The 17,870-nt window shown below is 67.0% G+C and carries 22 protein-coding genes; 6 read left to right on the forward strand and 16 right to left on the reverse strand.

The genetic code is table 11. The annotated features are described in order from the left end of the window. The first annotated feature begins 12 nt into the window (after nt 1–12). Nucleotides 13–732 carry a DUF4198 domain-containing protein gene (locus N5D30_RS07865; RefSeq protein WP_279908491.1) on the forward strand — a complete coding sequence of 240 codons (720 nt, stop codon included), beginning with the start codon at nt 13–15 and terminating at the stop codon, nt 730–732. A 4-nt stretch (nt 733–736) separates the two neighbouring features. Here N5D30_RS07865 and N5D30_RS07870 read toward each other — a convergent pair whose 3' ends face one another. Beyond that, a complete protein-coding gene (locus N5D30_RS07870) occupies nt 737–1,474 on the reverse strand; it encodes a transporter substrate-binding domain-containing protein (RefSeq protein ID WP_279908492.1) in 738 nt (245 codons plus the stop codon). Nucleotides 1,475–1,607: 133 nt separating this feature from the next. On the opposite strand from N5D30_RS07870, the gene N5D30_RS07875 reads away from it, so the two are divergent. Continuing rightward, the gene (locus tag N5D30_RS07875; RefSeq protein WP_279908493.1) at nt 1,608–2,870 is read left to right on the forward strand and encodes an Hsp70 family protein; all 1,263 of its coding nucleotides are present in this window, start codon (nt 1,608–1,610) and stop codon (nt 2,868–2,870) included. Nucleotides 2,871–2,969: 99 nt separating this feature from the next. Then, nucleotides 2,970–3,173, forward strand: coding sequence for a hypothetical protein (locus N5D30_RS07880; RefSeq protein WP_279908494.1), 204 nt, complete (start codon nt 2,970–2,972; stop codon nt 3,171–3,173). Nucleotides 3,174–3,409: 236 nt separating this feature from the next. Here N5D30_RS07880 and lptG read toward each other — a convergent pair whose 3' ends face one another. From lptG to N5D30_RS07905, 5 genes are all read right to left on the reverse strand, one after another. Beyond that, nucleotides 3,410–4,471, reverse strand: a complete 1,062-nt coding sequence (gene lptG, locus N5D30_RS07885; protein ID WP_279908495.1) for an LPS export ABC transporter permease LptG — start codon at nt 4,469–4,471, stop codon at nt 3,410–3,412. Next, nucleotides 4,464–5,585, reverse strand: coding sequence for an LPS export ABC transporter permease LptF (gene lptF / locus N5D30_RS07890; protein WP_279908496.1), 1,122 nt, complete (start codon nt 5,583–5,585; stop codon nt 4,464–4,466). The genes lptG and lptF overlap by 8 nt, the downstream gene beginning before the upstream one ends. 348 nt (nt 5,586–5,933) lie before the next feature. Next, on the reverse strand, nt 5,934–6,164 hold the full coding sequence (locus tag N5D30_RS07895) for a hypothetical protein (RefSeq protein ID WP_279908497.1): 231 nt from the start codon (nt 6,162–6,164) through the stop codon (nt 5,934–5,936). Nucleotides 6,165–6,181: 17 nt separating this feature from the next. Beyond that, nucleotides 6,182–6,364 carry a hypothetical protein gene (locus N5D30_RS07900; protein ID WP_279908498.1) on the reverse strand — a complete coding sequence of 61 codons (183 nt, stop codon included), beginning with the start codon at nt 6,362–6,364 and terminating at the stop codon, nt 6,182–6,184. Between the two features lie 65 nt (nt 6,365–6,429). Then, complete coding sequence (locus tag N5D30_RS07905) at nt 6,430–7,233, reverse strand: DNA adenine methylase (RefSeq protein ID WP_279908499.1); 804 nt, start codon at nt 7,231–7,233, stop codon at nt 6,430–6,432. A gap of 169 nt (nt 7,234–7,402) precedes the next feature. Here N5D30_RS07905 and N5D30_RS07910 point away from each other — a divergent pair, with 169 nt between their 5' ends. Further along, on the forward strand, nt 7,403–7,939 hold the full coding sequence (locus tag N5D30_RS07910) for a hypothetical protein (protein ID WP_279908500.1): 537 nt from the start codon (nt 7,403–7,405) through the stop codon (nt 7,937–7,939). Nucleotides 7,940–7,966: 27 nt separating this feature from the next. Here the strand turns inward: N5D30_RS07910 and N5D30_RS07915 are convergent, their stop codons facing one another. Further along, nucleotides 7,967–8,239: a hypothetical protein gene (locus N5D30_RS07915; RefSeq protein ID WP_279908501.1), complete on the reverse strand. Its 273-nt coding sequence runs from the start codon at nt 8,237–8,239 to the stop codon at nt 7,967–7,969. 154 nt (nt 8,240–8,393) lie between these two features. On the opposite strand from N5D30_RS07915, the gene N5D30_RS07920 reads away from it, so the two are divergent. Next, complete coding sequence (locus N5D30_RS07920; RefSeq protein ID WP_279908502.1) at nt 8,394–8,633, forward strand: hypothetical protein; 240 nt, start codon at nt 8,394–8,396, stop codon at nt 8,631–8,633. Beyond that, a complete protein-coding gene (locus N5D30_RS07925; RefSeq protein WP_279908503.1) occupies nt 8,630–8,839 on the forward strand; it encodes a helix-turn-helix transcriptional regulator in 210 nt (69 codons plus the stop codon). Before N5D30_RS07920 ends, N5D30_RS07925 begins: the two co-directional genes overlap by 4 nt. A 103-nt stretch (nt 8,840–8,942) precedes the next feature. Here N5D30_RS07925 and N5D30_RS07930 read toward each other — a convergent pair whose 3' ends face one another. The 9 genes from N5D30_RS07930 to N5D30_RS07970 all read right to left on the reverse strand — a co-directional run bounded on the left by N5D30_RS07930 (nt 8,943) and on the right by N5D30_RS07970 (nt 17,870). Further along, nucleotides 8,943–9,254, reverse strand: coding sequence for a hypothetical protein (locus tag N5D30_RS07930; RefSeq protein WP_279908504.1), 312 nt, complete (start codon nt 9,252–9,254; stop codon nt 8,943–8,945). Continuing rightward, complete coding sequence (locus N5D30_RS07935) at nt 9,251–9,646, reverse strand: hypothetical protein (RefSeq protein ID WP_279908505.1); 396 nt, start codon at nt 9,644–9,646, stop codon at nt 9,251–9,253. Before N5D30_RS07935 ends, N5D30_RS07930 begins: the two co-directional genes overlap by 4 nt. Beyond that, a complete protein-coding gene (locus tag N5D30_RS07940; protein WP_279908506.1) occupies nt 9,643–10,167 on the reverse strand; it encodes a hypothetical protein in 525 nt (174 codons plus the stop codon). Before N5D30_RS07940 ends, N5D30_RS07935 begins: the two co-directional genes overlap by 4 nt. Before the next feature lie 63 nt (nt 10,168–10,230). Continuing rightward, entirely contained in the window at nt 10,231–10,467 is a 237-nt protein-coding gene (locus tag N5D30_RS07945; protein ID WP_279908507.1) for a hypothetical protein, read from the reverse strand. After that, complete coding sequence (locus N5D30_RS07950; protein ID WP_279908508.1) at nt 10,455–12,245, reverse strand: hypothetical protein; 1,791 nt, start codon at nt 12,243–12,245, stop codon at nt 10,455–10,457. The genes N5D30_RS07945 and N5D30_RS07950 overlap by 13 nt, the downstream gene beginning before the upstream one ends. Nucleotide 12,246: 1 nt before the next feature. Beyond that, nucleotides 12,247–13,020 carry a hypothetical protein gene (locus tag N5D30_RS07955; protein WP_279908509.1) on the reverse strand — a complete coding sequence of 258 codons (774 nt, stop codon included), beginning with the start codon at nt 13,018–13,020 and terminating at the stop codon, nt 12,247–12,249. Continuing rightward, complete coding sequence (locus N5D30_RS07960) at nt 13,020–13,991, reverse strand: hypothetical protein (protein ID WP_279908510.1); 972 nt, start codon at nt 13,989–13,991, stop codon at nt 13,020–13,022. The genes N5D30_RS07955 and N5D30_RS07960 overlap by 1 nt, the downstream gene beginning before the upstream one ends. Then, on the reverse strand, nt 13,991–17,557 hold the full coding sequence (locus N5D30_RS07965; protein ID WP_279908511.1) for a hypothetical protein: 3,567 nt from the start codon (nt 17,555–17,557) through the stop codon (nt 13,991–13,993). Before N5D30_RS07965 ends, N5D30_RS07960 begins: the two co-directional genes overlap by 1 nt. A 61-nt stretch (nt 17,558–17,618) precedes the next feature. Next, nucleotides 17,619–17,870 carry a hypothetical protein gene (locus N5D30_RS07970; protein WP_279908513.1) on the reverse strand — a complete coding sequence of 84 codons (252 nt, stop codon included), beginning with the start codon at nt 17,868–17,870 and terminating at the stop codon, nt 17,619–17,621.

Here is a 17,870-nt window from a genome sequence, read left to right on the forward strand (position 1 = left end):
AAGGACTTCCCGATGCGTACTCCCCTCCCCCTGCTGCTCGCCGGCCTGATCCTCTGCGGACAGGCCTCCGCCCACGGTCTGTGGACCGAACAGCGCCGTGGCAACCACGAAGTGATCTACGGCCACGGCGCCGAGGACGACGCCTTCAAGGCGCACAAGGTCAGTGGCGCCTGGGCCTATGACGCCGGCGGCCGGACCATCCCGGTCGGCGTCCAGCGCCTGGACGACCACGCCCGCCTGCAGCCCCTGCGCGCGCCCGCGGTGCTGGCGGTGGCCCTGGACAACGGCGCCTGGTCGCAGAAGCCGGACAAGAGCTGGGTCAACCAGGGCCGCAGCCAGGTGCCGGACTCCACCCATTCCCTGCACACCTACAAGTACAGCCTGGCGATCCTCCAGGCCGGCGCCAGGCTGCCGCAGCTGGACAAGCTGCGCCTGGCCATCGTGCCGCAGAGCGACCCGACCGCCGTCGGCCCGGGCAAGCCGCTGCGCGTCCGAGTGCTGGCCGAGGGCAAGCCGGCCAAGGGCGTGAAGCTGATCGGCGACTACCGCGGCATGCCCCACGAGGTCAGCGCCACCACCGACGCCGAGGGCTATGCCGAGGTGAAGGTGCGCAACGAGGGCCTGAACGTGATTGCCGCCCAGCTCTACCTGCCGGTGAAGGGCGATGCGGATATCGAGGAACTGGGCCTGTTCAGCTCGCTGACCTTCCTCGGCAGCGAGCACCACGAATAACCCCTCAGAACCGCTCCGCACGCGGCAGCCAGCGCTGGCGGATGCGCTCCAGGCTGCCGTCGCGGCGCATGGCCTCCAGCTCCCGCTGCCAGCGCATGACCCGGCCAGGCGCCGTGCGCGCGGAGAAGGCGATGTAGTAGTCTGACTGCATGAACGCCATGTGCCCCTGCACCTCGTCCGGCGTCAGTCCGCCACCGGCCAGCTCCTCGCGCAGAGACAGGTCCTCGGTGGCGATCAGCTTGACCCGCCCGTGCTTGAGCATGCTCACCATCAGCCGGGGGCTCGCCACCCCGTGCAGGTTGGTGAAGCCCATGCGCTCCAGGGTCTCGTAGGTGTACCACTGCTTGGGCAGCGCCAGGGTGCCGGCGCGCCGAGCGGCCTCCAGGCTCTCGATGCGCAGGCCGCTGTCCTTCAGCGAATAGAAGCGGGTGGTGCCCTGCAGGATCGGGCCGACCCACTGGAACACCGATTCGCGCTCGGGGGTGCGCACCACCATGAACAACCCGATGTCCGGCTCGTGGCGGGCCAGGTAGTAGCCGCGCGTCCAGGGGATCAGTTCGATATGGGCATCACTGCCGGTGCGCCGGGACAGTTCGCGAACCAGATCCACCGCATAGCCGTCCGGCTCGCCATCGCGCAGGAAGCTGGTCGGCGGCGCCTCCTCGGTGTACAGGCGCAACTCGCCCACCGCCAGGCCAGGCAGCAGGGCCAGCATCAGCCAGGCGAACAACCGGGCAGGCATCGCATTCTCCGTCGGGTCCTGCGAGTCATCCTAGGACTTGCGTCTAAAGGCGTCGAGCACGACAGGCCGACCTGCGGCATGCAACGACCGGCGCACTGACATAGAATGCGCGGCCGTTTTTCCGGAGCGCATCATGAATTCCCGTCCCGCCAATGCCCTGGGCATCGACTTCGGCACCTCCAACTCCACCGTCGGCTGGTGGCGCCCGGGCGTGGAACCGCTGCTGGAACTGGAGGACGGCAAGATCACCCTGCCCTCGGTGATCTTCTTCAACACCGAGGAGCGCCGCCCGGTCTACGGCCGCCAGGCGCTGGGCGAATACCTGGAGGGCTACGAGGGACGCCTGATGCGCGCCCTCAAGAGCCTGCTCGGCTCCAAGCTGCTGAAGAGCGAGACCACCGTGCTGGGCAGCGCCCTGCCGTTCCGCGACCTGCTCGGCTTCTTCATCGGCGAGCTGAAGCGGCGCGCCGAGCGCCAGGCCGGACGCGAGTTCGAGCAGGTGGTGCTGGGTCGCCCGGTGTTCTTCGTCGACGACGACCCGCAGGCCGACGCCGAGGCCGCCAACACCCTGCTGGCGGTCGCCCACAAGCTGGGCTTCAAGGACGTCTCCTTCCAGTTCGAGCCGATCGCCGCAGCCTTCGACTACGAGCGCAGCGTGACCCGCGAGGAACTGGTGCTGATCGTCGACATCGGCGGCGGCACCTCGGACTTCTCCCTGGTGCGCCTGGCGCCGGAGCGCCGCGAGAAGGCCGAGCGCCAGGACGACATCCTGGCCACCGGCGGCGTGCACATCGGCGGCACCGACTTCGACAAGCAGCTCAGCCTGGACGGCGTCATGCCGCTGTTCGGCTATGGCAGCCGGATGAAGAGCGACGCGCTGATGCCCACCAGCCACCATCTCAACCTCGCCACCTGGCACACCATCAACGCGGTGTACGCGCAGAAGGCCCAGCTGGCGCTGAAGAACATGCGCTACGACATCGTCGATCCCACCGGCATCGACCGCCTGCTGCGCCTCACCGAGCAGCGCGCCGGCCACTGGCTGGCGATGCAGGTGGAAGAAGCGAAGATCGCCCTGACCGAGCGGGAAGCCCACCGCATCGACCTGGCGCGGATCGAGGATGGCTTAGAAGCAAACCTCGACCGGCCGCTGTTCGAGCAGGCCATCGACGAGCTGCTGGAGCGCATCCGCGCTGGCGTCGACGAACTGCTGGTCCGCGCCGGCGTGAGCCACGAGCAGGTCGACACCCTGTTCTTCACCGGCGGCTCCAGCGGCGTGCCGGCCCTGCGCCGCTGCGTCGCCGACTTGCTGCCCAACGCCCGCGTCGCTGAGGGCGACACCTTCGGCAGCATCGGCAGCGGCCTGGCCATCGAGGCCGCGCGCCGCTACGGCTGACCATCACCCATCCACCGGCCCTCAGCCATTGGTGACGGCGGTCGCTGCAAGGCGGCGGCCGTCTCGGTAAGGTGGGCCTTTCTTCCGCCGGAGACCGTCATGCGCAACGCCCTGCTTCTCGCCAGCCTGCTCGCCCTCGCCGCCTGCGACGGCGGCGCGGCCACCGCCACCACCGCCAAGCTGCAGGCCGACAAGGCACAGCAGGCCCAGCAACAGATGGAGCAGCTCAAGCAGCAGATCGATCAGGTCAACGCGCAGAACCAGCAGCGCCTGCAGCAGATGGAACAGCAGAGCGAGCCGTGAAAAGAAAAAAGCCGGCAATGCCCTAATGCTGCTCACTTATGGCTGCCCTCGTGGGAGCGGCTGGGCGGCATTCCGATTGGCCGCGAAGCTTTGCTGTCTGCCCCGTTCGCGGACAAGTCCGCTCCTACAGGGTTGGCCCAACAACTGGTCGCGTCTGATTAAACAGCATTAGGGCATTACCCAGCCTTTCCATAGGGGTGCGCGGACCACCCAGGCCGCGCGCACCGCGACCAGCCCTAGGCGGCCCGGCGCAGCAGGAACACCCCGGCCAGGGCGCAGATCGTCGCCGGCACAGCCACCGCCAGCAGCGGCGAGAAGCCGAACACCAGGCTGGACGGACCCAGCAGGTCCTGGGCGATGCGGAACACGAAGCCCACCAGCACGCCGGTGAACACCCTCTGGCCGAGGGTCACCGAGCGCAGCGGGCCAAAGATGAAGGAAATCGCCATCAGCACCAGCGCCGCAGTCACCAGCGGCTGCAGCACCTTGGTCCAGAACGCCAGCCAGTAGGTGCCGTTGTTCAGGCCCTGCTCCGCCAGGTAGTGGATGTAGCGCCACAGGCCGGTCACCGACAGCGCCTCCGGCTCCAGCACCACGGTGCCGAGCAGCTGCGGGTTGAGTTCGATGTCCCAGCGCTCGGCGGGCGCCTCCACCACCTCGGTGCTGTTCTCGTGGAAGCGGGTGGTCTGCACGCCCTCCAGCTGCCAGTGATCGCCCTGGTACTCGGCGCGACGGGCGAAGCTGGCGGACTGCAGCCGGCGCTCGCCGTCGAACTGGTAGCGGGTCACGCCGACCAGCCTGCCGTTGGGCTGCACGGCGTTGATGTGCACGTACTCCTGGCCCTGGCGATGCCACAGGCCGTGCTTGGAACTCTGTGCCTCGCCGCCGCCCTGGGCCAGCGCGCGGTGGGCCTGGGCCTGGTTCTCGCTCCACGGCGCCAGGTATTCGCCGATCAGCACGCCGGCCAGCATCAGCACCAGCATCGGCTTCATCACCGCCCAGACGATGCGACCGACCGACACGCCGGCGGCGCGCATGATGGTCAGTTCGCTGTTGCTGGCCAGGCTGCCGAGGCCGATCAGGCAGCCGATCAGCGCCGCCATGGGCAACATCTCGTAGGCCCGCCGCGGCAGGGTCATGATCACGTAGGTCAGGGCCTGGAGGGTGCCGTAGCTGTCGCTGAGGTCGCCCAGCTCGTCGATGAAGGCGAACAGCAGGGCCAGGCCGACGATGATGCCGAGCACCGAGACGATGGCGAAGAAGACGCTGGTGCCGATGTAGCGATCGAGCTTATGCATGGGCCACCTCCTGCGTCGCGCGGCGGCTAGCCAGCCTGAGCTTCAGCGGTTGCCAGAGGAACAGACCGGCGCCGATCAGCAGGAACAGCACATGCACCCACCACAGCCCCAGCTGCATGGGGATCTTGCCCTTGTCCAGCTGGCCGCGCGCGCCGATCAGCAGCGCCAGGTAGGCCATGTACAGGAGGATCGCCGGCAGCAGCTTGAGGAAGCGGCCCTGGCGCGGGTTGACCTTGGCCAGCGGCACCGCCAGCAGGGTGACGACGAATACCAGCAACGGGATCGACAGCCGCCACTGCAGCTCGGCCTGATGCCGGGGCTGGTCGCTGCCGATCAGCTCGCGGGTGGGAATCGCTTCGCGCTCGCCGATCTCGGCGCTGACGCTGGGCTTGGGCAGCAGCACGCCGTGGGTCTCGTACTGGGTGGCGCGATAGTCGGCCTCGCCGGGGTTGCCGTCGTAGCGGTAGCCGTTCTCCAGGATCAGGTAGCGGCTGCCGTCGGGCTGGATCACCTGGCTGCCCTTCTCGGCCACCAGCACGGTGATGCCGCGCTGGCTGCCGTCCTTGGCGCTCGGCCGCTTCTCGGTGATGAACACGCCTTCCAGCTGGCCGCGATCCTCGGACAGGCCCTCGGTGTAGGTCATCCGCGAGCCGTCCTTCATGGCCTGGAAGCGGCCCGGCACCAGGGTGTCGAACTCGGTCAGGGCGTCCTGCTGGTTGAAGATGCGGGCCACCTCGGCCACGCCCTGGGGCGCCAGGCCCAGACTCAGCCAGGCGACGACCGCGGCGACGATGGCGGCCGGCGCCATGGTGTAGCCGAGCAGGCGGCGGTTGCTCATGCCGGTGGCGGACAGCACGGTCATCTCGCTGTCCAGGTACAGCCGGCCGTAGGCCAGCAGGATGCCGAGGAACAGTCCCAGCGGCAGGATCAGCTGGAGGAAGCCGGGCATGCGGTAGCCCATGATCATGAACAGTACACCCGGGTCCAGCACGCCCTGTGCGGCCTGGGCCAGGTACTTGATGAAACGCCCGCTCATGATGATCACCAGCAGCACGGCACTCACCGCGCCCAGGGTGACCAGCACCTCGCGGGACAGATAACGGAAGACGATCAAACCGGACGCTCCAGGGTTGTCAGGCTCAGGCGGCAACGCTCACACTAGCCGCTCTCGATGGCACGGCCCGCCTCGGCGGGCCTCGAAAAAATAGCGGGCATTATCCGCCGATTGGTTTAGCGTGTCACGGCGTAGCAAGGCCGATTTTATCAGGGCTGTATGCGCAGAATCGCGCCGAATTACGCCCGGCTGCGCCACCAGTGGTACAGAAAATGGTACAGGCTGGAGGCCGCCCCGGCGGGGTTATGGCTCTGACCAACACGCTCTCGTTTCATTCCCGCGCCCTGGCCTGGCCAACCCCAAACGAAAAACGCCGCCCCGAAGGGCGGCGTTTCCCAGGCGGATGAGTCAGGCAGGCAAGCCCCGCACTATGTCGGCCAGGCTGACCTGGCCCTCGGCAATCGCCTGTAGTTCGGCGTCCGGCAGGGTCGACAGCAGGCTGCTCGCGCGGCGATCCAGTTCCAGCTGAGCCATTCGCTGCCAGTCCGAGTAGCTGATGAGGTGGTCTCGGCCGGCGGGGTTGTTGCGGGTGTAGCCGCTCAGGTAATCGGCCAGGCTCTGTTCGATAGTGCTTTGCATGAGGTTCTCCTTTGCTATCACCGGGGTTCCTGCCCTGCACGGTGGGCTGCCTCTAGCGCCGCCCTGACCGACCAGACCGCCAGATCGTGAAAATCCAGGCTGTCCGAGTGGCGGGTATCCAGGGTCTCTACGCCCAGCAACTTTTCGGCGATATCCCGGAGCTGTTCTTGCGCGGCGGGGGTCAGTGCAGGCAGGGTCATGCGGGCTTCCTCAGTTCGTTTGGCTGGCACCAGTAACGCTCTGGTGTCGACGCATAGCAAGCGGTTCAGAGCCCATCAAACAGCCCGCCGAGAGCGGCGGGCGACCAGTTCATGATCACCAGTTCGCCGGTCACCTCGGCCGCACCCTGCCGCTGGTTCGTGTTGCTGTAGCGGATATCCAGGCGCTCCATGTGGAAGCCCTCGAACGCCTCTCGGATATCGGGATGATCGTTGATGCTCACCATCACCCGCCCCTTGCATCGCCGCATGAAGTCGGCCATCGCCAGGTACTGGTCGAAGGGGAAGTCCACACCGTATCCCTCGGTCTGCCAGTATGGCGGGTCCATATACAGGAAGGTGTGCGCCCTGTCGTAGCGCTCGGCGCACTCCAGCCATGGCAGGTTCTCGACGTACACCCCGGCCAGCCGCGCCCACGCCGCGGAGAGGTTCTCCTCGATGCGCATGATGTTCGGCGCCGGGCCAGTGGTGGCCGTGCCGAACGTCTGCCCAGAGACCTTGCCACCGAAGGCATGGTGCTGCAGGTAGAAGAAGCGCGCGGCCCGCTGGATATCCGTCAGCGTCTCCGGCCGCGTGATCTTCTGCCACTCGAACAACTGACGGCTGGACAGTGCCCACTTGAACTGCCGCACGAACTCCTCGACGTGGTTCTGGACCACCCGGTAGAGGCTCACCAGATCGCCGTTGATGTCGTTCAGCACCTCTACAGGCGCCGGCTGCGGCCGCTGGAAGAAAAGTGCGGCGCCACCGGCGAACACCTCGACGTAGCACTCATGCGGGGGAAACAGGGGGATCAAGCGGTCAGCGAGACGGCGCTTGCCGCCCATCCAAGGGATGATAGGGTTTGTCATTTGCAAGCCTTTTACTGGATAAATAAACAGTGCTAGGCTCCGTTCGCTTTGTGCACGAAGCGGGGGCCTTGGCTGGACTTGCAGGTGTGGTCTGCGGGTTCGGCGGGCGGCCTGGGTGTTGGCGCACCCGGAGCCGCCCGCCCCTTTAAGATTGAAACCGGAGGTGGTCGTGGACCTATGCGGCCTGGAACACAAGCGCCGAGGTGTCAGTCACTGGCTGGCCGCCTTTCGCGACGAGCACGCCTGGCGCTGGGCAGCCGAAGAGCACTACCCGCACCTTCGTGACAAGGCCAACGAGCTGCTGCAGTTCGGCGAAATTTCAACGGATGTGCGCAATCAGATCGTGCTGGTGGCGTTTGAGCGCTATCAGTTCTACGTCGGCCACCGAGATGAGGCAGAGCGAACGTTCTGCTGGCACTATGAATATGAGGTGCTGGAGGGCGATCAGCTGATCGCCACCACCGGTGGCGGAGGTCACCTGTTTGCAGTGGTCGACAACCAGTTACTGGGCTGCATTAACCATCACTACGGCCCCGAGGCCGATCTGCGGGTCACGCGCTGGGTCGATTTCACCGAAACCCATGTCGGGTTTCTGCACGGCCTCGATATTGAGAGACCGGCCGGCCCGGCATGGCGGCTGAAGCTGGCCCGTAGAAGTCCGCCACCGAAGCGGTGGGCCGAAACGCCGAACGAGGGCCTCAACTGATTGCCCATTGCCCATTGCCCAACGCGCCTAGCGGTCGGACTCGTGCTGAGCCGCCCCGGCGCCCTGCGGCCTCCATTCTTCTTCGGGCGCAGATGGAGACTGCATCAGCACAACCTCCACCGCTTGGCCATCTTTCGGGTCCGACGGCTTGATGCGCGCCAAGCGGTAGGCCGTGCGGCCACTATCGGTATGGTACGTGCTCTCGGAGCGGTGGAACTCCCACAACCCCCAGCCGCCCACTTCGCCGATCTTGCGCTCGAGCTTCAATGTCCACCCTTGCTTCAGCCTGATCACCAGCATGCGCCACCCCCTCGTTGCGAAACGGGGCATTCTACTGTCAGGCGCAATCGGTCCGCGACAAACGGCACATTGTTCCTATTGCGCAATAGGAACAATGTGCCTATATTAAGCCCATGCCAGCCACAACGGCGCGGCGAACCCAAGGAGAAACACCATGAATGCTGTAGAACTTTACGAAGCCGCCTTCGATTCTGCGAACGATTACGCCGAGCCTACAGCAGAGTACGTGCAGCAATACGCCGACGGCGCATTTGATCTGGCTGTGTCTGCTGATGCTGCGGAAAAGATCGCTGTCATCCGCCGTGGCTGGCTGGCCCTGGTAGAGTCTGGCGAGGCCGACTCAAACAAGAAGTACCACACGGTCACCGCACCCCTGGAAGAAATTGAGCTGTGAGGCCAGACGCTTCAAACCACAACCCGGACCCGCGCTACCTGCGCGGGATCTTGGAGAATGCCGGCATATCGCAGCGGCAGGCGGCGCAGCTGATCGGGATCAGCGACCGCGCCATGCGCTACTACCTGAGCGATATTGAGGCGCCGGCCTATCGGGCCGCCCCGTACCCGGTACAGTTCGCCATCGAATGCCTGGCCCAACAATAGGCCAGGCACTCACACGAACGCCGCTACAGCCCTTCCGAAACCGCGCACCAACGCGCCCCCATCGCCCACCAGGCTCAAGCCGGCCCAGGCGGACATGGCCGCATCACCTGCACGCCTCGCTCGCTGCCCGCAGCTCGGCGGCATAGCCACGCCACTGCCGGCGCTCGGCCAGCAACGCGCGAACCTTCACCTCCAGGCTGTCGGACTGCCTGAGCCCAGCAGCCGCCCAGGCCGGCGCTGGCGTCTCCGCTGTGCGACACGGGACCAGTACCGGCACCTCGACCCGAACGATACGCGGCTCAGGCTCGGCCGGCGGCTGGCCAGCGCACCCAGCCAGCGCCAGCGCGGCCAGCAGCAGGATGCACCTGCAGGTTTTCGCTGCACCTGCACTTTTTCCCAGCACCTGCACCCTCATAGCCCCAGCTCCTTGTCGATCACCGCCTCAGCAGCTGCGCAGGCGTCGCCGCCAGTCCGCTCCTGCATCAAGCGATTGGCGGCGCTGTAGTCTTGCTCGGCGTGCTGGCGGGCCTGCTGCTGGGTCGCCTGCGCGCGCTGCGCCCGATCCTGATCGGCGTCCCGTAGGCCGGCAAGCGCCTGGTTCTGCTCGATCGTCAGTTCCAGCAGGTTGGTGCGGGTCGTGCGGCAGGCGCCGAGCTTGTCGGCGTCCGCCAGCCTGGCGCTACGCTCGGTGTCCAGATCGCCCTGCAGGCCGACGACGCGCACCCCAGCTCCGACTATTCCGGCCAGCACCAGGCCGGCCAGCGCCACCCAGGCCCACACCGGCACCAGCCTCAACAGGCCGCTCACCGCACCACCTCCAGGGCGTTGGCGTAGTTCACCGCCCACTTGCGCCGGAGATCCGCGCGCTGCTTCTCGGTACCGCGGGTGAACGCACCGGGCCGCCAGTTGCGCAGGTAGCAGCGCCAGGCGCCCTCAACGTCGCCCACCTCGGGTAGCGGCGCCGGGTCGGTCCAGTACAGAAGCCGAGCCAGCGCGCAATCGAGTACGTCATGCGTCGACGGCAGGGCGTCATAGATGCCCTGGACCGTGGCCGGCACACCAAGCTCGCGGCAGACGGTGAGCACATGCGGCCGGCTCTGCGGATGCTGCAGCACACCGGCGACACCGCCGCCGAGCTCGAACTGGAAGATGCCGCGGGCCGGGCCGCACTTCCCGGGCCTGGCCGGGAGCTGGCACTGCTCGCCGTTCGGCGCCTCCTGCAGGTGGGTGGCCAGCAGCTGGACCTCGGCGGCCGGCTTGGTCATTTTCGCGGGCAGCAGCAGGAGCGCCTCGGCCAACGGGCCGAAGCGCAGTTCTCGAAGTGTCATGGTGGTACTCCAGAAATGAAAAGCCCGGCGCGGAGGCCGGGCTTGGTGGATTAAGGGTGACGCCTAAACGTCAACGTCGAGATGCGGGAGATCCGGCGCCGGGCCAGTGATCACCCCGTCCGCGATGTAAGCCCGGGTGCCGACCGACACGTCGACGCCCCGAACGGTTACGCGGGTGCCGGTGCGCAGCTCTACTTCGCTCATGCCGGCGGCAGCGTTGATGCTGCGGACGATTGCCACGGTCCGAATGCCGCCAGGCAGTAGGCCGATGAAACGCTTCCAGGGATTCACTGTGGCCATGAGTGATGCCGCTCCAGTTTCAGCTGTTGCCAGACCCGCGACGCGCCAGTGCCCTCGGCCGAGATCTCGACCGAGAGGCATAGCCCCACCCAGGGGCCGGACTCCTCCGGCACCCGACAGAGCATCCCCGGCAGGACCAGGCCGACGCCGTGGTCATCGGCGGCATGGAACAGCGGCAGACGGAAGCCCACTATCTCGATGTTGCCGCCCTTGCTCAGCTCGTGAATGCCACGCTGCTGGTTGGCCTCCTGGCCCGTCAGCCAGTCGTCGAACACATCCGGCGCAGGGTTGTCGCCAGCGGTGCCGGCGCGACGGACAAGCATGGACACGCCATGCGACGTGCCGGACGTGTAGCACGCATTCCACGCCGGCTGCGGCGTCCACTCGCCGGACAGGTCCGTCATCATCACCGGCGGAATAACCCGGCTGATCGGCGTGTCAACATCACCCCAGGCCCAGGGCGGCGCAACATAGCGCGGGCGCACCTCCAGCTCGTCAGCGGCCGGTGCCGGGCGCACGATGGCGCCCACCGTCTCGGCGATGCGGGCGATCACCTGAATGGCCGTCTGGCCCTGGTAGCTCAGCGTCCCGGCCGGGAACGTCCAGTCCGGCGGCCCCACGTTTTCGGCATCCCACAACAGGGTAAAGCCGGTGTTCAGCAGCTCAGACTCGGCGGCCTGGCGAGCAGTGATCGGCGCGCTGTTCAGCGCCGTGCGTGGCGGGGCGTAGGGCGCGCCCAACAGCTGGGTGCGCGTGGCGCCGGTGATCGTGTACGCCTCCCGCGCGAACTTGCGGTTGCGGGTGTAGCGCTCGACGAGAAACACCCAGGGGTAACCGTTGATGGTCACCTCTATCTCGCGGCCGTCATCCACGCCCGGCCGCACGAGGTCGAGCGCAGCGCGGGTGAACAGGTCACACGAGAACGACCAGCTGTAGCTGTCGGCATCGAGCGCGAGGCGCAGGTTCTGCACCTCAACAGGGGTGCGCGACGGCAGCACCACGACGTTGACGATGTTGGCGATCATGTACGTGTCCAGAATGGTTGGATCAGCGGGCGGCTCGGGCAGCGGCTTCACCGGCCCGGGATAGTCGATGTAGGGCAGCTCGGTCAGCTCGCCATCGGTGGGCGTGGCCCTTCCCCACGGCAGCCAGGCCGCACGCTGCAGCCGGCGGGCGCTCTGCCAGCGGACAGCGCCGGGCCGCATGTCGGTCGGCTGGATGCGCGGTCGCTCTGGCTCATAGCGGAAGTCGAAGTAGACAGCCGGCGACGTGGGCGGGAAGTACGCCCGCCCGCCGAACGAGAACACCAGCGGGCCGGTGCCGGGGATGTAGAGGCTGTCCTGCAGGGCGGTCGCGGCGTTGTAGCGTGGCCCGAACTCGTTGACACGGCGATGGCCGGCCAGCACCCGCGCGTCCTTGCGCGCCGGCTTCGGGTTGTAGATCACGCTCAGCACCAGGTCGCGCGGCTGGATCGACCTGTCCCAGCCGGCCCACGCCGACAGATCGCACGCCGGAACCCAGCCCCAGGGCATCGAGCGCAGATCCGCGCCCAGCGCCTGCGCGATCTCCCACGCAAGCGACGATGCCCGGTCCCGCGCCGGCACCGCAGACCAGGGCGCCCGGGTTATCGAGCGATCAGCCGGCGCGGCGATGCTCCAGCCGCCGCCGCGCCGAACGTCCCGCCGCCCGGTCGCCGACCACGACAGCGCATCCTGGCGCCGATCAGCAGGTGCAGCACGCCGCCAGCTGCCACCCAGCCGGAGAGAGAGCATTGCCATGTCACACCTCGACGGGGATGGGGCCAACGGCCAGCGGCTGGTAGTACCGCCGCGCGACAGCGCGGGCCGTGCCGAGCGGGCGTGATGGGTTGTCGCCCTCCGCGGGCCACCAGTCGGGCTCGGTGGCCGGCAGCACGCCGGGCTCGGTGATCTCATAGACCCAACCCGCGAACGTGGTAGGCCGGATGCGCTGCCCCAGGATGACCGCCAAGAGCGGCACGAAGGTACTACCCCAAGCGTCCAGCCCAACCGCGTACACGTCGCCGCCTACCACCCGCACGTCGATCTCGCCCGACCCGCCTGGCGTAGGGCCGTGGCCGGCCACGCGCCACTCGCCGTCAACGGGCCGCTCAAGCACCACGATCTCCCGATCAGCCGGCACTCGCTCGACGCGCACAATGCCGGTCACCTGGGCGGGAGACCCGGGCGCCGCGCCCTCTCCGCTGGCGATGTTGAATGTGATCAACCCCTCGGACAACGCCAGGTAGGCGGCCCGAACCCGACGAGGCGGACTGTCGTCATGCCCGATAACCAGCCACTCGCCCTGGGCCAGCTGAGTTGCCAGGTCCAGGGCGAGCGGCCGGGAGAACTCTCCCAGCTCGGCCTCGAACACTAGGTCCAGTTTGTCGAACGTACCGAGGCCGCGGTAGAAGCGAAGCTCCTTTCTAGGAGCTGTCACCTCCCCGTCTCGGAGCATGCGGAACTGCACGACAATCAGGGGAGGCACCGCATACCCCGGCACCGGCCGGACATAGGGCGGCACGATAGCTGTCATTACCAGAACTCCGGGTTGTCAGTGACCAGAAACAATGTGCCGTTTCCCGAATACCTGGGCGCTATCACGTAGTTGAAGCCATCGCCGAGGTCGATGGGGGTGTGAGCGGTCCGAGACATTAACGGCCCCGGATAACCGAGCATCTGCGCCCCAACACTGCAACTCGATAGTCCGATGCGAGGCTCCATGCACACGCCGCGCAATCGAGACACCGCGCCGCCACTGGTCCAGAGCATCGGCACCAGGCGCGCGTCGGGAATCACGGCGGTATGGCCGGTGGCGATCAGGTCGACACTATGCATTCCAGGGAATGCAAAGTTCAGCGCCCCTGAGTCAACCAGCAGCCCTGTCGCCGGATCTCTCAATGCCGTGAAACCGGTGGAAAACCGCTGAGCCACAGCCGTGATCCCGGTGTTCGTTGTGTTATCGCCGCCGCAGGCAATGAAGTTTCCGGCCGCATCCTCGCCCACATACACCGTGGCCTGCGCGTACACGGAGCCGTTGCTACCGACCAGTTCCTGCTCTGACGAGCTGCCCGTGCCCGTTTTCCCGAGAACGAACGTGTTGGCGTCGGCCACAACGAACCAGCTGGAGTTGCCGGTAGCGTATGCAAAAAACCGGGCCATGAATTTATGAGGGATTGTCGAGCCTGTTGCGACCCCAGATTTTGCCCCCGCCCCCTGAATCAACCCCGCCGATACGCCGGTGTAGGTTTCCGCCACCGAGATCGTAACCACCGTGGTCGAGTGCGATAAACAGACATAACCGGAATGACTGCCGTTACGCAGCACCAGATAGCTGGCACCCTCCGCGATCAGTTCCCAACCGGCAGGGGGCTGCACACCATAGCCAGACACTAGGCAGCCCTTCAGCACTGCCACGAGGCTGATCCAGTGCGCGTCGGTGTTGCCCGTGGAAAATGTCAGCGCAGGGCTGCTTGGCTGGTCACGATGATAAAGGCGCGCCGTCATCAGTCTGCATCCCCCCTGACCTGTAGCTCGAATCGGTCGTCATCGACGGTCCCCTGCCCGGCCAGCACCGTGCGCACCACCCACATGGCCCCAAGGGCGCTGTCGGTGTTGAAACGCACTGCGTTTGCCGCAGCCCAGCCACTCCCCCACCCTTCCTTGCGGATCGTGAAATAGGGCTGGCCGGTCAGCGCGTTGATGGGCGAACAGTCCGTCGAGGTGTTGCCGGTCGAGATCACGCCCAGCTTTTCCTCCACCACGTTGAACGCTGTGGACGACGTGAACACCAGCGCCCACTTGCCGTCGATGCCGCCGGCGTTGGTGATGATCTGCGGATAGCTCAGGCTGTTGTATTGCGCTGTCGTTGTGTTGCCGATTGGGGCATCGGTCCAGTTGGGCGCGCCCTGGCTCCACGTCTGCTGGGTGAACCATGTGTGGATGCGGCTCTGCAGGTCACCCCACGCGATAGCACCCGATACATGCGCGTCGGCCGGCATGTCCCACGGCAGCGGCGAGCTGATGCCGATCTCGCCGGTGATCTGCACCTCGGTGCAGAGCGTCATGTGCTCTACCCGGTCGCGGACGATCAGCGGCAGTTCCAGCGGATTGCCCTCGGCGTCCTGCAGGACCAGCGGATTGCCCCACGTCAGTGCGCCGGCCTCCCGATCAGCGGAGAACGACGACGCCCGCAGCTCCCGGCCGTTGCCGTCAAAAACGGCGATCTCGGCCTGGTGCTGGCGGGCCAGCGTGAGCGTGCCGCCCGGCGCCGGCGACGGGACCAGGGTCTCGGCCGTGTGATGGATCACCAGCACGTCGCCGTCGCGGTAGATCGGCACCCGACCATCTGCGGGCAGCCGCACCGGGTCGAGGCCGAGCAGACCGGCATCGAGCGGGAGGCGCGTCTGCACCACGGCGTTGTAGCGGGTCAGCAGCGGTATCACCGGTACGTCGCTCTCGCCCGACTCGTCATCCGGGTCAGTGGTGAAGCGCAGCCGGACAATGCCGGTTGCCGCGTCCACGCGACCGTGAATGATGCCGGACGAGAAGTGGCCGTTGGCGTCGGACGTGGCGGTCACGATTGCGGCTGTGTCGGTGCGCACAGCTGTGATCTGCATGCTGGCCGCGCGCAGGGGCGCGCCCGCCGTACGGAACACCGCCTGCGCGACGCTGTAGCCGGTGACGGAGGTCAGGCACGCCTGGATCGACACGGCGCCGGCGATGTTGCCCGCATAGCTGTTCAGCGTCACGGCACGGCCGGCGTAGTCCACCACGCCCACAGCCGTGCCCGCGTTGGTTGCGGTGTTCACGCCCTTGTAGAGCATGCCGCTACGGTCGGTGTAGGTCTCCCCGTTCCACACGAACAACAGCGACCCCGGAATGATCGCCCCCGGCAGGTTCGGCAGCAGCTCGATGGTGAGCTGCGGCGCGGTAGTGCTGGACGACCTGGCCTCAGATGTGACGGCAGCAGCCATGCCGCGCACGGTCAGCGTGCCGCCGAACGACTCGCGCGGCTGGATCACGGTTTTCACCATAACCATCTTGGTCTGCCCCCAAATGCCGTCCGGCTTTTTCTGGTAGTTGTACTCGGTGTAGTCGTACAGACGCGCAACCTGCAGCGCACAGGAGCCGGTGGCGTAGTCGATGCTGCCGACCACCGCACCGTTCGCGCCGATCCACCCGCCGTTGCCGTCATCCTGCACAGCCCAGGTCATGTCCACGGTGCCGTCGTAGGTCGGCAACGCAGCGCCGGCCGGGATCGCCTGCCGCCGGCTGGTCAGCCATTCGACCCGCTGGCTGCCCGGCGTGAGCGGCGCCCCCGGAATCGTGAAAATCGTCATGCCGCCGCCATCGCTGGAGACGTGCAGCGCCCCGCCCACGGCGCCGCCCGGGTCACCGACCTGGTAGGCGTAGTCGATCACGCCCACGGGGGTGGCGCTGAGCTGCATCACAATCTCGCCGGTGACGTAGCTGATCGTGCCCGTGCCGCCGCTGCCGCTGAGCAGGCCGCCGCCGTTATCGCTCAGTGTGCGCGCGCCGCCGGCGGTGGTGAACGTCACCACGACGCTGCCCGGCATCAGGTCCGGGTCCGGCAGGGTATGACGCACGTCGACGCGAGGCACCACCGAGGTGCCGGCATGGCTCTTGATGTCGCCATCCGCGCTGCTGATGTAGCTGTACACCAACGCCGTGTTCACGTCCGGCAGAGCGTTCAGCGTGATGCTGACGGAGCCAGTGGTGAAATCCACGGTGCCGGCGCCCTCGCCCTGGAGCAGCCCGTCGCCCAGGTCGCGCAGCTCATACCAGCGGCCGAGCGCCATGTAACTGACGGACAGAGTGCCCGGGCGCGGCAGCGCATCGGATAGCGACAGGGTGTAGACGTAGCCCCGCGACGCCAGCGTGATCTCGATACCGTCCGTGATCGCCTCGCCGAGCGCAACCGCGCCCGGCCGGTAGATAGCACTCGCGCTGCCGGTCCAGGCGCTGCCGGAGCGGGTCAGGGTGATCTCGCCGGTCTGGTAGTCCACGGTGCCGGCGCTGATCCAGTTAGCGCCGCTGACGTGGCGCAGGCCGCCCCGGCTGTTGTCAGCGAACGTGCCGCCGTTGGCGGTGATCGACAGCGTGCCCGGCGCGCAGCCGGTGGTCAGGAAGGTGCGGCTCTCGCCGACCTGGCTGCCGGCGGCTACCGTCAGCGAGATCGCACGATTCCCACCGGCGGCGATGTAGGACGGGCGCTGATAGCCCGCCAGCTGGTCGACCAGCGCGCTCTCTTTCGTGGTGCTCGGCACGAGCTGGCTGTATACCGACTCAAGCGGCAGGGCCAGCGCGCCGGCCGACACAGCGGCGGCCAGCTTGCTGATGCCGTAGTAGCGCGCCGCATCGGCCACCTGGGTGCTCAGCACGCGCGACTTGTTCTTGCCGTCGATGGATTGCGGCGTGGTGCCGGACGGGTGGACCTGGCCACCGGGGAACTCGTAGAGCAGCGGCGCGCTGATCGACATGTCGAGGCGACGGCGCAGGAACGTCGTGAACGAGCCGTTGCCGTAGTCGTAGACGAACGACTCCAGGCGCTGATCGACTGCGGTCAGGCGCACGTACTGCGCCTGGGTTGCGGTCAACAGGCGGAACACTTGCCCGACCTCGGGCACCTGCTGCTCCTCACGCTGCACACAGGCGATAGCGCGCTGGCCGGCCAGCTGTGTGCCCAGCAGCTCGAACGGCGCAGCGGTCGCAGCCGCCACATAGCTCTCGATGGCGTCGCGCGCATCGAGGCGCACATCGGTAGAACTGCCGGTGTTGAACAGCAGGACGCTGACGCGAGGATCTGCCGGACCCTGGCTGACGATTGCATGGGCGCCAAGGTACGCATCGGCGTTCTGAGTGACGGGGCCGGCGAACAGCTTGCGCAGGTTGATGCGGCCGGTGGTGCGGTCAAGCCGGGAGATGTCCGGGAAGACGTTGTTCACTTCGCCGGACACAACAGCGGCACCGGTGGCACGGCCGCCGCCGTCGTCCTCGTCGGTCAGGCGCTGGGACTTGAGCAACTTGATGTCGGTGGTGCTGATGGCCATAGAAACTCCGGGCACAAAAAAGCCCGCTCAAGGCGGGCTCGGGGTGGCGATGGTGGATCGGTCAGACGGCGGGGTAGTCCCAGCGGATCAGCTGGGCGCGATCACCGAAGAGCTGCATTCGTGCAAGCGCCTCGGCGATGGTCTCGGCTGAGCTGTCGTCAACCGGCGCGGACAGTTCCTTGGCGGTCAACTTTCGCGCGTCCTCGGGGCGCCACTTGCCAGGGGTCTCGACGACATCCATCACTGCCGCGGCGTCAGCAGGGCGTGCAGCCGCGACGATGTTCTGGCCGAGCGCATACGCAATCAGGGTCAT

Origin of the sequence: Pseudomonas sp. GD03875, from assembly GCF_029840585.1 — a bacterium.
GTDB classification, from domain to species: domain Bacteria; phylum Pseudomonadota; class Gammaproteobacteria; order Pseudomonadales; family Pseudomonadaceae; genus Aquipseudomonas; species Aquipseudomonas paralcaligenes.

Excerpts from the sequence above, each read along its gene's own strand:
- N5D30_RS07865 (WP_279908491.1), top strand. The coding sequence starts at position 13 with ATGCGTACTCCCCTCCCCCTGCTGCTCGCCGGCCTGATCCTCTGCGGA.
- N5D30_RS07870 (WP_279908492.1), bottom strand. The coding sequence starts at position 1,474 with ATGCCTGCCCGGTTGTTCGCCTGGCTGATGCTGGCCCTGCTGCCTGGC.
- N5D30_RS07875 (WP_279908493.1), top strand. The coding sequence starts at position 1,608 with ATGAATTCCCGTCCCGCCAATGCCCTGGGCATCGACTTCGGCACCTCC.
- N5D30_RS07880 (WP_279908494.1), top strand. The coding sequence starts at position 2,970 with ATGCGCAACGCCCTGCTTCTCGCCAGCCTGCTCGCCCTCGCCGCCTGC.
- lptG (WP_279908495.1), bottom strand. The coding sequence starts at position 4,471 with ATGCATAAGCTCGATCGCTACATCGGCACCAGCGTCTTCTTCGCCATC.
- N5D30_RS07895 (WP_279908497.1), bottom strand. The coding sequence starts at position 6,164 with ATGCAAAGCACTATCGAACAGAGCCTGGCCGATTACCTGAGCGGCTAC.
- N5D30_RS07900 (WP_279908498.1), bottom strand. The coding sequence starts at position 6,364 with ATGACCCTGCCTGCACTGACCCCCGCCGCGCAAGAACAGCTCCGGGAT.
- N5D30_RS07905 (WP_279908499.1), bottom strand. The coding sequence starts at position 7,233 with ATGACAAACCCTATCATCCCTTGGATGGGCGGCAAGCGCCGTCTCGCT.
- N5D30_RS07915 (WP_279908501.1), bottom strand. The coding sequence starts at position 8,239 with ATGCTGGTGATCAGGCTGAAGCAAGGGTGGACATTGAAGCTCGAGCGC.
- N5D30_RS07920 (WP_279908502.1), top strand. The coding sequence starts at position 8,394 with ATGAATGCTGTAGAACTTTACGAAGCCGCCTTCGATTCTGCGAACGAT.
- N5D30_RS07930 (WP_279908504.1), bottom strand. The coding sequence starts at position 9,254 with ATGAGGGTGCAGGTGCTGGGAAAAAGTGCAGGTGCAGCGAAAACCTGC.
- N5D30_RS07940 (WP_279908506.1), bottom strand. The coding sequence starts at position 10,167 with ATGACACTTCGAGAACTGCGCTTCGGCCCGTTGGCCGAGGCGCTCCTG.
- N5D30_RS07945 (WP_279908507.1), bottom strand. The coding sequence starts at position 10,467 with ATGGCCACAGTGAATCCCTGGAAGCGTTTCATCGGCCTACTGCCTGGC.
- N5D30_RS07950 (WP_279908508.1), bottom strand. The coding sequence starts at position 12,245 with ATGGCAATGCTCTCTCTCCGGCTGGGTGGCAGCTGGCGGCGTGCTGCA.
- N5D30_RS07955 (WP_279908509.1), bottom strand. The coding sequence starts at position 13,020 with ATGACAGCTATCGTGCCGCCCTATGTCCGGCCGGTGCCGGGGTATGCG.
- N5D30_RS07960 (WP_279908510.1), bottom strand. The coding sequence starts at position 13,991 with ATGACGGCGCGCCTTTATCATCGTGACCAGCCAAGCAGCCCTGCGCTG.
- N5D30_RS07965 (WP_279908511.1), bottom strand. The coding sequence starts at position 17,557 with ATGGCCATCAGCACCACCGACATCAAGTTGCTCAAGTCCCAGCGCCTG.
- N5D30_RS07970 (WP_279908513.1), bottom strand. The coding sequence starts at position 17,870 with ATGACCCTGATTGCGTATGCGCTCGGCCAGAACATCGTCGCGGCTGCA.